Source organism: Cupriavidus sp. 21MJTG02-4, from assembly GCF_057798975.1.
On record NZ_JBYOJP010000008.1, the window covers coordinates 238,998 to 253,278 of the forward strand.

Consider the following 14,281-nt stretch of genomic DNA (forward strand, 5'->3'; position numbering starts at 1 on the left):
CCAGCCGGAAGTTTACAATCTCGCCACCATGATGAGCCACCTGACCCTGATTGTGCCCTTTTCCGTCCCGCCCGGCGCCGGCGACGACGCCACGGACGATGTCGTGCCCGGCGCGCTGCTGCGGCAGTTGGAGTTGCCCGCGCTCGGAAAGTTGCTGACCCGGGCCACGCTCGGCCAGCGCGAGCGGCACGATGACCCGTGGCTGCGCAGCCTGCCGCACGAGCGCTGGCTGGCCGGCAAGGCCGGACTGGACACGGCCAGGGTGCCGATGGCGCCCTATATGCGCCTTGCCGACAGTGGCGGTGCCGCGCCGGCGGATAGCGAGGCCTGGACCTGCCTGGAACTGGTGCATATCCATGCCGCCCGCGACCATCTGGTGCTGATGCACCCCGACCAGTTGCGCGTGCGTGACGCGGAAGCCGCGTCGCTGCACGCCGCCATCGAGCCGCTGCTGCGCGAAGCGGACATCACCCTTGAAGCGCCCTGCGCGGCACGCTGGTACCTGCCGGAAGCCGTGTTTGGCCCGCTCGACGCCACCACGCCGCTGCGCGCTACCGGCCGCAATATCGACATCTGGCTGCAGGACGGCGCGCGCGCGCGCGACTGGCGCCGGCTGCAGAACGAGATCCAGATGACCTGGTTCGACCATCCGGTCAACCAGGCACGCGAGGCGGCCGGCGAACTGTCCATCAATTCCGTCTGGCTGTATGGCGGCGGCACGATGCAGCCGGTGCCCAGGCTGGCCGACACCATCCTGGCCAGCGACCCGTTCCTGGCCGGCCTCGGGCTCGCCGGCAACAGCCGTATCGCAGCCGTCCCTGCCGGACTTGTCGGCGTGCAGGCCGACGGCGCAGTCATGGCGATGCTGGACAGCGCCACCGAGGCGCATATCGCCGAAGACTGGGGCCTGTGGATCGAACGCATGCACGCGCTCGACGCCGATTGGTTCGCCCCGGCTTTGCAGGCGCTTGGCGACGGCAGCATCGAGGCCATCACGCTGGTGCTTGGCGGCGAGAACCACTTCGCCGAATTCACCGTGCGCCGGGCCGACCTGCGCAAATTCTGGCGCGGCATGGGCCAGCGCGGTGACTGGCGCGCCCTGCTGTCCGACCTCGCCTTCACCGCCTGACCCCCGAACAAAGAAAAAGCAGACCGCCCATGACCCGGATTGCCATCCGCCCCTACTCCACCGAGCATGCCAGCACCCTGGCGGCCGCCGGCCTGCACCCGACCCTGGCCCGCATCCTGTCCGCGCGCGGCGTGGCCCAGGCTTCCGAACTCTCTACCGAACTGCCGGAACTGTTGCCGCCAACGGCCATGAAGGGCATCGGCCATGCGGCCGAATACCTGGCCGACGCCATTGCGGCGCAAAAGCGCCTGCTGATCGTGGCCGACTATGACTGCGATGGCGCAACGGCCTGCGCGGTCGGCGTGCGCGGGCTGCGCATGCTCGGCGCGCGCGTGGAATTCATCGTTCCCAACCGCTTCGAGTACGGCTATGGGCTGACGCCGGAGATCGTGGCACTGGCCGCGAAGCAGCAGCCCGACGTGATCGTGACGGTCGACAACGGCATTGCCAGCGTCGACGGCGTGGCCGCCGCCAACGCGCTGGGCATCGACGTAGTGGTGACCGATCACCATCTCCCGGGCGCGGAGCTGCCCGACGCGGCGGTCATCGTCAACCCGAACCAGCCGGGTTGTGAATTCCCCAGCAAGAACCTGGCCGGCGTGGGCGTGATGTTCTACGTGCTGCTGGCACTGCGCGCCGAACTGCGCAAGCGCGGGGTCTACACGCAGCAAAGCCAGCCGCCGCTGCAAACGCTGCTGGATCTGGTGGCGCTGGGCACGGTTGCCGACGTGGTCAAGCTCGACGCCAACAATCGCATTTTGGTCGCACAGGGCCTGAAGCGGATGCGCGCCGGCCGCATGCAGCCGGGCGTGGCGGCGCTGTTCCGTGCCGCGGGCCGCGAAGCCATGCGGGCCAACACCTTCGACCTCGGCTTTGGCGTTGGGCCGAGGCTGAATGCCGCTGGCCGACTGGCCGACATGTCGCTCGGCATCGAATGCCTGCTGACCGACGATGCCAACCGCGCCTGGGAGATCGCCCAGGAACTCGACAGCATGAACCGCGAGCGGCGCGACATCGAAGCCGGGATGCAGCAGGAAGCCCTGCAGATCCTGGAGCAGCCGCTGGCCGGCCTCGATCCGTCGGCACGCTTTACCGTGAGCGTATTCAATGACACCTGGCACCAGGGCGTGATCGGCATCGTCGCGTCGCGGCTGAAGGACAGGTTCCATCGCCCGACCATCACCTTCGCGCCTGGCGACGAGGCCACGGTCAAGGGCTCGGGCCGCTCGATCCCCGGCTTCCACCTGCGCGATGCGCTCGACCTGGTCTCCAAGCGCTGCCCGGGCCTGATGATCAAGTTCGGCGGCCACGCCATGGCGGCCGGCCTGACCGTGCGCGCCGAGCGCTTTGCCGAGTTCCAGGACGCCTTCGAGGCAGTTGGCCGCGAATGGCTGACGGACGACCAGCTCGCGCGCGTGATCGAGACCGACGGCGATATCGAGGAACAGTGCTTCAGCCCGGAATTCGTCACGCTGCTCGAACAGCAGGTCTGGGGCCAGGGCTTTCCGGCCCCGACCTTCTGCGGCGAGTTCGAGGTGCTGCGCCAGAGCGTGCTCAAGGGCAAGCACCTCAAGCTGCAGCTCGGCCGCGGCCGGCAGCGCTTCGACGCGATCTGGTTCAACCACGCCGACGAGCTCGGCGCCAGCGCGCAGGTCGCTTACCGGCTCGACAACAACACCTTCAACGGCACCACGCGCGTACAGCTCGTGATCGAGCACGCGCAGTAACCTGCGCCGCGCTAGCCGCGCGCCGGCAGGTAGTTGGCCGGATCGACCGGCTTGCCGTTGCCCCGCACCTCGAAGTGCAGCTCGCTGCCACTGCCGCCCATGCTGCCGACGTCCTGGCCCGCGGTGACGCGCGCGCCTTCGCTGACCAGCGGCTTGTCGAGATTGCCGTACACGGTCAGCCAGTCGTCGTTGTGCTTGACGATCACCAGCATGCCGTAGCCGCGCAGGTTGCCGACGTGGATGGCCCAGCCCGATGCCGCAGCCTTCACGGTGCCGCCGGGCGGCACCGCGATGGTCAGTCCCTTGCTGGCGGGCGGCGAGAAGCGTGACGTGACCTTGCCGTCGGACGGCCATTGCAGCCGGATGGCGCTGACAGGTGCCCTGGACTGGCCGCCGCTGTCCGCGCGCGGCGTATCCGTCACAGTTTGCGGTGGCATGCCGCCCGAAGACGAAGCGGTCGTGCCGGATCCCGGCGGCTTGACGCGGATCAGCTGGCCGACTTCGATGCGGTCGGCGCTGGGCAAATTGTTCCAGCGCACCAGGTCCCGCACATTGCGGCGCTGCTTGCGGGCGATGGAATACAGCGTGTCGCCGCTCTCTACGCGGTAAAAGCCTTCGGGCGCGGGTTCCGAGGACATCGTGCCGCAACCGGCGGCCAGCGCGGCGCAAGCCGCAGCGATCATCCATCCGAGCATCCGGCGTCGGCCGGTGTTTTCGTGTCTTGTTGGCGTCATTCGTCCCTGTTGAGTTGGTCTTCGGGGGGCGGCTAGCGAAGCCTGGAGCGGCTCTATTATCGCCGCCCGCGCTGCACGGCCCGCCGGGTAGACCATCGGCAGGGGCTTCCGTTCGCGGCGCGAAGGGCTGCCAGCGCCCCTCGCGGCACCGGAATACGCCCCGATTCCGCTATAATTCGAGGTTTTCGAAGCGCAGGATCATCATGGAAGCAGAACGCCTCAACGCCATCTCCGGTGCCATCTCCGATCTCCGTTCCCGGACGGAAGATCTACGGGGGTATCTTTGACTACGATGTCAAAGTAGGAAGACTGGAAGAAGTCAACGGCTTGCTGGAAGACCCGGACGTCTGGAACAACCCCAAGCGCGCCCAGGATCTCGGCAAGGAAAAGAAAGCCATCGAGGGCGTCGTAAGCGTCCTCGGCAAGCTCACGGACGACCTGACCGGTGCCGATGAGCTGTTCGAACTCGCCAGGGAAGAAGGCGACGACGAAACGTTGGAATCGATTGAGACCGACGTCAAGGGTTTCGAGGAAATCGTGGCCGGCATGGAATTCCGCCGCATGTTCGCGGGCGAGATGGACCAGGCCAACGCCTTTATCGACATCCAGGCCGGCGCCGGCGGCACCGAAGCGTGCGACTGGGCGTCGATGCTGCTGCGCCAGTACCTGAAGTACTGCGAGCGCAAGGGCTTCAAGGCGGAGGTGCTCGAAGAGTCCGAAGGCGACGTGGCCGGCATCAAGAGCGCGACCATCAAGATCGAGGGCGAATACGCCTTTGGCTACCTGCGCACGGAAACCGGCGTGCACCGCCTGGTGCGCAAGTCGCCGTTCGATTCGTCGGGCGGGCGCCACACCTCGTTCTCGTCGGTGTTCGTGTATCCGGAAGTCGACGACTCGTTCGAGGTCGAGGTCAATCCGGCCGACCTGCGCGTGGATACCTATCGCGCGTCGGGTGCCGGCGGCCAGCACATCAACAAGACCGATTCGGCCGTGCGGATCACGCACATCCCGACCGGCATCGTGGTGCAGTGCCAGAACGATCGTTCGCAGCACCGCAACCGTGCCGAGGCCATGTCGATGCTGAAGTCGCGCCTGTACGAGCACGAGATGCGCAAGCGCCAGGCCGAGGCCGACAAGCTCGAAGCCGGCAAGACCGACGTGGGCTGGGGCCACCAGATCCGCTCCTACGTGCTGGACCAGAGCCGCATCAAGGATCTGCGCACCAACGTGGAAATGTCCAACACCCAGAAGGTGCTGGATGGCGACCTGGACCCGTTCATCGAGGCCAGCCTCAAGCAGGGACTGTAAGGCCGCTGCCATGCCCGCCGCGCGGGCATGGCGCCGGACCGCATCCGCCAACCATGCACCGCCCGCCGCGGGCGGCGCTCCGAACGGGGCACCATGAGCGAAGCAGACCACCTCTACATCATCACCGGCGCCTCGCGCGGGCTCGGTGCGGCACTGACCAATGCGCTGCTCGTGCCGGGCAACCGCCTGGTATGCGTGGCGCGCAGCCGCAACCTGGAACTCGAGCGCGTTGCCACCATGAGCGGCGTGCCGGTGGCCTGGCACCTGCAGGACCTGTCGCAGCCTGCGTCGGCCGCCGGCTGGCTGTCCAGCGTGCTGGAGAGCCAGGACCCGCCGGCCAGCGCCACGCTGATCCTCAATGCCGGCGTGGTCGAGCCGATCGGCCCCGTGTCGCGGCTGCAGGAAAACACCCTGCTGCCGCACCTGCTGACCAACCTGGCCTCGCCGATGATCATGACCGGCGCGTTCCTGGAACGCACCGAGAAGTTCGACTGCCCGCGCAAGGTGCTCGCCATCTCGTCCGGCGCGGCACGCCGCCCGGTCGAAGGCTGGAGCGCGTATTGCGCCGGCAAGGCCGGGCTCGACATGTTCATCCGCTCGGTCAATGCCGAGTACGCAGGCACCGCGGCACCGCGCACGGTTCGTGCCGTGGCGCTCGCGCCCGGCGTGGTCGACACCGGCATGCAGGACACCATCCGCAATGCCGACTTTGCCCAGGTGCAGCGCTTCCGCGACCTGAAGGCGACCCAGCAGCTTGCCTCCGCCGAAGACACCGCCGGCCGCATCCTTGCTTACCTGCATCGCCCGGACTTCGGCAGCACCGAGCTGGACGACCTGCGTAATTACTGAAGCCATACTGAATCCGCGCGCGGCACGCCGCGCGCGACCCGACAAGACATCATGACCGAACCCACCCGCGCCCAGGGCGCCCCGACCGCAGAAGCACCGGCCGCCGACGAAAACAAGATCATCGCGGAGCGGCGCGAGAAACTGGCGGCCCTGCGCGAGCAAGGCGTGGCCTTCCCGAACGATTTCCGTCCGACGCACCAGGCCGCCGCGCTGCACACCCAGTACGGCGAGACCGACCAGCCCGCGCTGGAAGCCGCGCCGGTCGAAGTGGCCATCGCCGGCCGCATGATGCTCAAGCGCGTGATGGGCAAGGCCAGCTTCGCCACCGTGCAGGACGGCAGCGGCCAGATCCAGTTCTACATCACGCGCGACAAGGTCGGCGAAGACGTCTACGCCGCCTTCAAGCACTGGGACCTCGGCGACATCATCAGCGCGCGCGGCGTGCTGTTCCGCACCAACAAGGGCGAGCTGTCGGTGCAGGTGCAGGAACTGCGCCTGCTGTCCAAGTCGCTGCGCCCGCTGCCGGACAAGTTCCACGGCCTGGCCGACCAGGAAATGAAGTACCGCCAGCGCTATGTGGACCTGATCGTCTCGCCCGAGACCCGCAATACCTTCCGTGCGCGCACCAATGCGATGTCGTCGCTGCGCCGCCATATGGCCGACGCCGGCTTCATGGAAGTGGAAACACCGATGCTGCACCCGATCCCGGGCGGCGCCGCGGCCAAGCCTTTCATCACGCACCACAATGCGCTGGACATGCAGATGTTCCTGCGCATCGCGCCCGAGCTGTACCTGAAGCGCCTGATCGTCGGCGGCTTCGAGCGCGTGTTCGAGATCAACCGCAACTTCCGCAACGAAGGGGTGAGCCCGCGCCACAACCCCGAGTTCACCATGATGGAGTTCTACGCGGCCTACACGGATTACCGCTGGCTGATGGACTTCACCGAGAACCTCATCCGCCAGGCCGCCATCGACGCCAGCGGCACTGCGGTGCTGAACTACCAGGGCCGCGAACTCGACCTGTCGAAGCCGTTCCATCGCCTGACCATCTGCCAGGCCATCCAGAAGTTCGCCCCGCAATACACCGACGCGCAACTGGCCGATATCGAGTTCCTGCGCACCGAACTGAAGAAGTTCGGCGTCAACACCAGCGCGCCGCAGTTCCTCAACGCCGGCATCGGCACGCTGCAACTGGTGCTGTTCGAGGAAACCGCCGAAAGCCAGCTGTGGGAACCGACCTTCATCATCGACTACCCGGTGGAAGTGTCGCCGCTGGCGCGCGCCTCGGACACGGTGCCGGGCATCACGGAGCGGTTCGAGCTGTTCATCACCGGCCGCGAGATTGCCAACGGCTTCTCCGAGTTGAACGATGCCGAAGACCAGGCCGACCGCTTCCGCAAGCAGGTCGAGCAGAAGGATGCCGGCGATGAAGAGGCGATGTACTACGACGCCGACTACATCCGTGCGCTGGAATACGGCATGCCCCCGACGGGCGGGTGCGGCATCGGCATCGACCGCCTGGTGATGCTGCTGACCGACAGCCCGAACATCCGCGACGTCATCCTGTTCCCGCACCTGCGGCGGGAAGACTGAGACCGTCGGACCGATGCTGTGCTGATCTGTGAAGCCCCGCCTCTTTGGCGGGGTTTTTCTTTAGCGTGCGGAACAGTCCATCAGGGTGCCGCCCAATTCACCCCATGTATAATCCCCCGCCCTTCCCGCGCCGCGGCCATGCCCCAGATCGTCGTCAGTCAACTGCGCAAGACCTATCGCATCCACGAACGCGACCCGGGCGTGCTCGGCGCGCTGCGCGCGCTGGTCCGCCCCCGCTATCGCACCGTCGAAGCGCTGGCTGGCGTCTCGTTCGCGCTGGAGCGCGGGGAGTTGCTTGGCTTCATCGGCCCGAACGGCGCGGGCAAGTCGACCACCATCAAGATCCTCTCAGGCATCCTGCGCCCCGACGGCGGCCATGTCGAAGTCAACGGACGCGTTCCGTTCGACGACCGCGAACGGCATGTGGCGCGTATCGGCGTGGTGTTCGGCCAGCGCACGCAGCTCTGGTGGGATCTGCCGGTCGGCGACGGCTTCGCGCTGCTGCGCGATATCTATCGCGTCGACCCGGTGCGTTTCGCGCGCACAAGGGATGAACTGGTGGCGCTGCTGCACCTGGAGCGCCTGCTCGGCCAGCCCGTGCGCCAGTTGTCGCTGGGCCAGCGCATGCGCGCCGAGATCGCGGCGGCCTTGCTGCACGAGCCCGACATCCTGTTTCTCGACGAGCCGACCATCGGGCTCGATGCGCCCTCCAAGCTCGCGGTGCGCGACTTTATCCGGCGCATGAACCGCGAACGCGGCACCACCGTGCTGCTGACCACGCACGACATGCACGACATCGAGGCACTGGCCCGGCGCGTGATCGTGATCGGCCACGGCCGCGTACTGGCCGACTGCGGCGTCGAGGCACTGCGCGAGCAGGTGCTCGCCGCACGCCGGCTCGATGACGGCTTGCCCGAGGACGCCGAGGACGAAGGCATGACCATCGAAGCCGTGATCGCGCGCTTCTACGCAATGCATGGCGCCGCGGAGGCCTAGCCGATGATGGCGCCGCGCGAACTTGCACGCCCCTACCTTGCCGCGCTGCGGTCCCGCTTCTTGCAGATGCTGCAGTACCGCGCGGCGGCGTATGCGGGCTTCGGCACCCAGTGCTGGTGGGGAGGCATCAAGGTCATGGTGCTGGCGGCGTTCTACGGCAGTGCCACCGCGCACGGCGCGCCGCTGTCGCTCGCGCAGGCGATCACCTATATCTGGCTCGCACAGGGCCTGTTCGCGCTGCTGCCGTGGATGGGAGATCCCGAGGTGGCGCTGGCCGTGCGCACCGGCGCCGTCGCCTACGACCGGCTGCGGCCCGTCAATGCCTACGCGCTGTGGTTCGCCCGCTCGGCTGGCTGGACCGCGGCGCGGGTGCTGCCACGCGTGGTCCTGATGTTCGCCTTCGCGGGCGTGGTGATGCCCGTGATCGGGCTCGGTGCCTGGGCCTGGCAACCGCCTGCGGGTTTCGCTGCCGGCATGGGCTTCATCGCCTCGGCGCTGTTCGCGTTGCTGCTGTCCACATCGCTGGTCATGCTGCTCAACATCGCTGCCGCGGCGGCGCTCAACGAACGCGGTATCAATGTATTGATGGGACCGGTGGTCATCGTCTTTTCGGGCAACTTGCTGCCACTGGCGCTGCTCCCGGACGCCTGGCAGACCGTCTTACTGGTGCAGCCGCTGGCAGGCGTGATGGATATTCCGGCGCGCATCTACTTCGGCCAGCTCGGCGGCACGCGGATGCTCGCCGCGCTGGGCCTGCAATGCCTGTGGATTGTATTGCTGATCACTGCCGGCCAGGCGGCCATGGGCCGTACGATGCGCAAGCTCGAGGTGCAAGGCGGATGAGGCGCATGGGCTCGCTGGCATTGTTCGCCCGCCTGATGACGGCCTCGCTGAGCGGCCAGGCGCGCTATCCCGGCTCGGCGCTGATGCTGACCGTGGGGCAGTTCCTGGGGACGAGCATCGAAGTGATTGCGATCTGGGCGCTGTTTCACCGCTTCGGCAACGTCCAGGGCTGGAAGATCGGCGAAGTGGCATTGTTCTACGGGCTCGTGAACTGCATGTTCGCCATTGCCGATGCGCTCGGGCGCGGATTCGACATACTGGGCACGACCTTGTTGCGCACCGGCGAATTCGACCGCCTGTTATTGCGCCCCCGCCCGCTGGCGCTGCAGCTGATGGGGCACGACGTGCGCATCAGTCGCCTGGGACGCCTGCTGCAGGGACTGCTGGTCCTGGCTTTCGCCACGGTGCAGGCGGAGATCGCGTGGACGCCGCCCTCGATTGCCATGGCGCTGTTCGCCCTGGCGGGCGGGGTTGCGCTGTTTCTTGGCATCCTGGTGCTGCAAGGCACGCTGTCGTTCTGGACGATCGAAAGCCTGGAGGTCGCCAATATGCTGACCTACGGCGGCGTCGAGGCCGCCCAGTATCCGATGGCCTTGTATGCGCGATGGTTCCGGTACGTGCTGACCTTCGCCGTGCCCCTGGCCGGCGTCGCCTACTACCCGGTGCTCGCCATATTGGGCAAGGCCGACCCGCTCGGCGCGCCTGGATGGGTGGGGCTGGTATCGCCGCTGGCCGGGTTCGCCTTCCTGGCCGCAGCCTTCTGCGCATGGCGCGCCGGCGTGCGCCACTATGCCTCGACAGGCAGCTAGGCGCCGCGGGCTGGCTACCGTGCGGAATATTCCGTAACAAAGAGCGCTTGCGGCTGCACGGCAACCATTTCGGCGCTTTGCTATGCTTCTTGAGCATCCCCCGGCTCATCGGAACCACCCAATGCAATGCGCCAACCGCAGGACTTCCCGGATCTGGCAACACGTCACGCCCCTGGCTGGCGGCCTTCTGCTGGCCATGCTCCAGCATGCGGCGCATGGGCAGGAACTCCTGCTGATGGGCGGTGTGCACACCAACCCGCCGATCCACAGCGACGACGACCGCAGCGGTGTCTACGCCTACAGCTACCAGCAGAACCTCACAGACCGCTGGTATGCAAGCTACACCTACCTGAACGAAGGACACGTCAGCGGCCACCATCGCGACGGACATGCTGCTCAGCTGTGGTGGCGCTGGCTGACGCCGGGCCGCCAGTTCGCGGTGTCGGTCGGTGCCGGCCCTTACCTATATTCCGACACGGCCGATGAACAGCCGGACGGCAGCTACAGCAACCATCACGGCGTCGGGCTACTGGCCAGTGCCGCGGCCACCTGGTATGTGAGCGGCGGCCCCTGGATGGTGCAGGCGCGATACAACCGCGCGCAAACCTGGTCGAGCTTCAACTCGAACACGGTGCTGCTGGGCGTGGGCTACCAACTCGACCACGGCCGGCGCGACGGCCCATTTGTCGCGGGCACGCGCACCGGCGCCCTGACTGGCGATGAGCTGACGGTCTTCCTGGGCGGCAGCATCGTCAACAGCTTTGCTTCGGAAACGGAATTCGCCGCGGCCGTGGAGTATCGGCACGGCTTCTGGCGCGGCATCGAAGGCACGCTCAGCTATCTGGCGGAGGGGAGTTCCGAGCAAGTTCAGCGCCGCGGCGTGGCGGCGCAAGCGTGGCTGAGCGGCGGATTCTTTGGGGACCGGCTGACACTGGGCATCGGCGCTGGGCCGTACTACGCGACCACGCTGCAGGTCCGCGGGCCAGGTGCGGACAGTTCGCCTTCCCGCTGGGCCGGGCTGCTGACGCTATCGGCCAGCTACCGGCTCAGCGAGCACTGGCTTGGCCGGCTGTCATGGAATCGCGTCATGACGGGCTACGACCGCGACGCCGACATCATGGTGGCGGGCGTCGGGTATCGCTTCTAAGGGCGATGGAACGGCCGCCGAAGCAGCTCAGTTGGCTTCCTCGATCCACGCCGCCTGGATCGCTTCGAGGATCTTCTCGCCCGAGCGCTCGGGCAGGTCGCTGAAGCCGTCCAGTTCCAGCACCCGTTTGCGCAGATCCGTGAAGCGGATCGTTACCGGATCCACGTCGGGAAACTTGTCATACAGGGCCGCGGCGATATCGTAGGTGTCGGTCCACTTCATGGGGTTCTCCGGGCCTCAGTGGCCTTCCTTCGCGTGGTTGATGGTGTACTTCGGGATCTCGACGGTCAGGTCCTCGTCGGCGACGATGGCCTGGCATGACAGGCGCGAGTTAGGCTCCAGGCCCCAGGCCTTGTCGAGCAGGTCTTCTTCCTTCTCCTCGGCCTCGTCGAGCGAGTCGAAGCCCTCGCGCACGATCACGTGGCAGGTCGTGCACGCGCACGACTTCTCGCAGGCGTGCTCGATGTCGATGTCGTTGGCCAGCAGCGCGTCGCAGACGCTGGTGCCGGTCTCGGCTTCGATCACCGCCCCTTCCGGGCAGTATTCGGCGTGGGGCAAAACGATGATCTGTGGCATGTCGTGTCCTGGTATTGATGCTTGGCAGATGCGAGGGCCGGTGATCAGCCGAGTTCCTGCACCTTGCGCCCGGCCAGCGCGCTCTTGATCGAGCGGTCCATGCGGCGGGCGGCGAATTCGTCGGTGCCGCGCGACAGTGTCTCGACCGCGGCCTTGATGGCGTGGTGATCCTCGCCGGTGGCAATGTCGCGCACCGAGGCAATCAGCGCCTCGACCGCGGTACGTTCGTCGGCCGACAGCAGGTCGCCGTCGGTCTGCAGCGCGCGCGTGGTGGCTTCGACCAGGCGGTCGGCCTCGACGCGTTCCTCGGCCAGCGCGCGGCTCTTCATGTCGTGCTCCGCTTCGCGGAAGCCTTCCTGCAGCATGCGCGCAATGTCGTCATCGGCCAGGCCATACGACGGCTTCACGGTCACCGACGACTCCACGCCCGAATGCGTTTCACGCGCGGTGACCGACAGCAGCCCGTCAGCGTCGACCTGGTAGGTCACGCGGATGCGCGCCGCACCGGCCACCATCGGCGGGATGCCGCGCAGCTCGAAGCGCGCCAGCGAACGGCAGTCGCTGGCCAGCTCGCGCTCGCCCTGCAGCACGTGGATCGCCATGGCGGTCTGGCCGTCCTTGAAGGTGGTGAACTCCTGCGCCCGCGCCACGGGGATGGTGCTGTTGCGCGGAATGATCTTCTCCACCAGGCCGCCCATGGTTTCCACGCCGAGCGACAGCGGGATCACATCCAGCAGCAGCCAGTCTTCGCCGGGCGCATGATTGCCCGCCAGCAGGTTGGCCTGCATGGCGGCGCCGAGCGCGACGACACGGTCCGGATCGAGATTGGTCAGCGGCGGCTGGCCAAAGAAATCGCCCACCGCCTTGCGGATGGCCGGCATGCGCGTGGCACCGCCAACCAATACGACGCCCTGGACCTCGTCCGGCGCCACGCCCGCATCGCGCAGCGACTTGCGCACCGGCACCAGCGTCTTCTGCACGAGGTGCGCGGTAATGGTGTTGAAGACCTCGTCGGTCAGCGCCAGGTGCACGATCTCGCCGGAATCGAGCACAGCGTCGATCACCGTGCTGTCGCTCTCCGACAGCGCTTCCTTGGCCGCGCGCGCGCGCACCATCAGCAGGCGGGTGTCCTGCGCCGACAGTGGCTGCAGGCCGGCCTGCTCGACGATCCAGCACAGCAGGCGCTGGTCGAAATCGTCGCCGCCCAGCGCGGAATCGCCGCCGGTCGACAGGACTTCGAATACGCCCTTGGTCAGCTTCAGGATCGAGATATCGAAGGTGCCGCCGCCGAGGTCATAGACCGCGTAGATGCCCTCGGACGCGTTGTCCAGGCCGTAGGCGATCGCCGCCGCGGTGGGCTCGTTCAGCAGGCGCAGCACTTCCAGGCCGGCCAGGCGCGCGGCGTCCTTGGTGGCCTGGCGCTGCGCTTCATCGAAGTAGGCCGGCACGGTGATGACGGCGCCGACCAGGTCGTCGCCGAGCGAATCCTCGGCGCGCTGGCGCAGCGTCGCCAGGATCTCGGCCGAGACTTCCACGGGGCTCTTCACGCCGGCGACGGTCTTGATCTGCACCATGCCGGGCGCATCAACGAAATCGTAGGGGCTGTGCTCGTTGTGGGCCACGTCCTTCAGGCCGCGTCCCATGAAGCGCTTGACCGAGACGATGGTGTTCTTGGGGTCGCGTACCGCTTCGTCCTGAGCGCGGTAGCCGATATGCGTCGTGCGGTCCGCCAGGTAGCGCACCACCGAGGGCAGCAGCGCGCGGCCGCGATCGTCGGCCAGGACTTCGGGGATGCTGTTGCGCACCGCCGCCACCAGCGAGTTGGTGGTGCCAAGGTCGATGCCAACGGCCAGCCGGCGTTGATGGGGCGCCGGCGACATGCCGGGTTCGGAAATCTGGAGCAGTGCCATGATGTTTCTTCGCTTTCTCGTGCGCGAGGGTGAGCGCCGCGCAGGCGGCTTTCGCGACGGGCGCCATTGTCACATGGCCCCGCCAAACGTGCCGGGACTACTCTTCCAGCCGGTCGATCGCTTCGCTGGTATCGTGTTCGATCTTCTCGATGAACATCAGCTGCCGTACCGCCGCACCCGCGGCCTCGTTGTCGCCTGCGTCCAGCAGCGCGCCAAGCGCCGCGTGCCGTTCGCGCTTTTCCTGGCGCAGCGCGCGCAGCAGGCCATCCAGGCGTTCGATACCACGGGACTCGACGGCGTCCTGCAAGTCCTCGCGCCATTCCATCTGCTGCATCAGGAACGCGGGCGACATGGCGGTGTTGTTCTCCGCCTGCACGTCCACGCCGCGCAGCCCCAGCAGGTAGATCGCGCGCTTGAGCGGCTGGCGCAGCGTGCGGTAGGCCTCGTTGGCATGCGCGGCCCACTGCATCGCCACGCGCCGCTCGGCCTCGCCGGCGTTGGCGAAGCGGTCCGGATGCGCCTGCGACTGCACAGTCCGGTATGCGGCATCCAGCGCCGCCTCATCCACGCCGAACTGCACCGGCAAGCCGAACAGCGCAAAAAAATCGTCTTTCAACAGCTTCCCCAACAAAAAGGAGCGGTCGCGCCGCCCCCTTGTGC

Annotated in this window: 14 protein-coding genes; 9 read left to right on the plus strand and 5 right to left on the minus strand. The window is 67.2% G+C overall.

Features of this window, described 5'->3' with window-relative positions; all coding sequences use genetic code 11:
• Positions 1–28 precede the first annotated feature (28 nt).
• Together AC3FKH_RS18200 and recJ are read left to right on the plus strand one after the other, a co-directional pair.
• A complete protein-coding gene (locus tag AC3FKH_RS18200; RefSeq protein ID WP_488677234.1) occupies positions 29–1,129 on the plus strand; it encodes a hypothetical protein in 1,101 nt (366 codons plus the stop codon).
• A 29-nt stretch (positions 1,130–1,158) separates the two neighbouring features.
• Positions 1,159–2,856 (plus strand): single-stranded-DNA-specific exonuclease RecJ, encoded by a 1,698-nt coding sequence (gene recJ, locus AC3FKH_RS18205; RefSeq protein WP_488677235.1) that lies wholly within the window; start codon positions 1,159–1,161, stop codon positions 2,854–2,856.
• A gap of 11 nt (positions 2,857–2,867) precedes the next feature.
• On the opposite strand, the gene AC3FKH_RS18210 is transcribed toward recJ, so the two are convergent.
• Entirely contained in the window at positions 2,868–3,590 is a 723-nt protein-coding gene (locus AC3FKH_RS18210) for a peptidoglycan DD-metalloendopeptidase family protein (RefSeq protein WP_488677236.1), read from the minus strand.
• A gap of 203 nt (positions 3,591–3,793) precedes the next feature.
• Between AC3FKH_RS18210 and prfB the strand changes: the two genes are divergently transcribed.
• The 7 genes from prfB to AC3FKH_RS18245 all read left to right on the plus strand — a co-directional run bounded on the left by prfB (position 3,794) and on the right by AC3FKH_RS18245 (position 11,135).
• A protein-coding gene (gene prfB / locus AC3FKH_RS18215; RefSeq protein WP_488677237.1) for a peptide chain release factor 2 occupies positions 3,794–4,898 on the plus strand; the annotation gives its coding sequence in 2 pieces (ribosomal slippage) (positions 3,794–3,874 and positions 3,876–4,898; 1,104 coding nt in all).
• A 93-nt stretch (positions 4,899–4,991) separates the two neighbouring features.
• Entirely contained in the window at positions 4,992–5,747 is a 756-nt protein-coding gene (locus AC3FKH_RS18220) for an SDR family oxidoreductase (protein WP_488677238.1), read from the plus strand.
• A gap of 51 nt (positions 5,748–5,798) precedes the next feature.
• Positions 5,799–7,340, plus strand: coding sequence for a lysine--tRNA ligase (gene lysS, locus AC3FKH_RS18225; protein ID WP_488677239.1), 1,542 nt, complete (start codon positions 5,799–5,801; stop codon positions 7,338–7,340).
• A gap of 138 nt (positions 7,341–7,478) precedes the next feature.
• The gene (locus tag AC3FKH_RS18230; RefSeq protein WP_488677240.1) at positions 7,479–8,336 is read left to right on the plus strand and encodes an ABC transporter ATP-binding protein; all 858 of its coding nucleotides are present in this window, start codon (positions 7,479–7,481) and stop codon (positions 8,334–8,336) included.
• 6 nt (positions 8,337–8,342) lie between these two features.
• Complete coding sequence (locus AC3FKH_RS18235) at positions 8,343–9,179, plus strand: ABC transporter permease (RefSeq protein WP_488677297.1); 837 nt, start codon at positions 8,343–8,345, stop codon at positions 9,177–9,179.
• A gap of 5 nt (positions 9,180–9,184) precedes the next feature.
• Entirely contained in the window at positions 9,185–9,988 is an 804-nt protein-coding gene (locus AC3FKH_RS18240; RefSeq protein ID WP_488677298.1) for an ABC transporter permease, read from the plus strand.
• Positions 9,989–10,109: 121 nt separating this feature from the next.
• A complete protein-coding gene (locus AC3FKH_RS18245) occupies positions 10,110–11,135 on the plus strand; it encodes a hypothetical protein (protein WP_488677241.1) in 1,026 nt (341 codons plus the stop codon).
• Between the two features lie 27 nt (positions 11,136–11,162).
• Here AC3FKH_RS18245 and iscX read toward each other — a convergent pair whose 3' ends face one another.
• From iscX to hscB, 4 genes are all read right to left on the minus strand, one after another.
• Positions 11,163–11,357, minus strand: coding sequence for a Fe-S cluster assembly protein IscX (gene iscX / locus AC3FKH_RS18250; RefSeq protein WP_488677242.1), 195 nt, complete (start codon positions 11,355–11,357; stop codon positions 11,163–11,165).
• Positions 11,358–11,372: 15 nt separating this feature from the next.
• The gene (gene fdx, locus AC3FKH_RS18255) at positions 11,373–11,711 is read right to left on the minus strand and encodes an ISC system 2Fe-2S type ferredoxin (RefSeq protein WP_483731772.1); all 339 of its coding nucleotides are present in this window, start codon (positions 11,709–11,711) and stop codon (positions 11,373–11,375) included.
• Between the two features lie 44 nt (positions 11,712–11,755).
• Positions 11,756–13,621 carry a Fe-S protein assembly chaperone HscA gene (hscA, locus tag AC3FKH_RS18260; RefSeq protein ID WP_488677243.1) on the minus strand — a complete coding sequence of 622 codons (1,866 nt, stop codon included), beginning with the start codon at positions 13,619–13,621 and terminating at the stop codon, positions 11,756–11,758.
• A gap of 97 nt (positions 13,622–13,718) precedes the next feature.
• Positions 13,719–14,237: a Fe-S protein assembly co-chaperone HscB gene (gene hscB / locus AC3FKH_RS18265; RefSeq protein ID WP_483711012.1), complete on the minus strand. Its 519-nt coding sequence runs from the start codon at positions 14,235–14,237 to the stop codon at positions 13,719–13,721.
• Positions 14,238–14,281 lie beyond the last annotated feature (44 nt).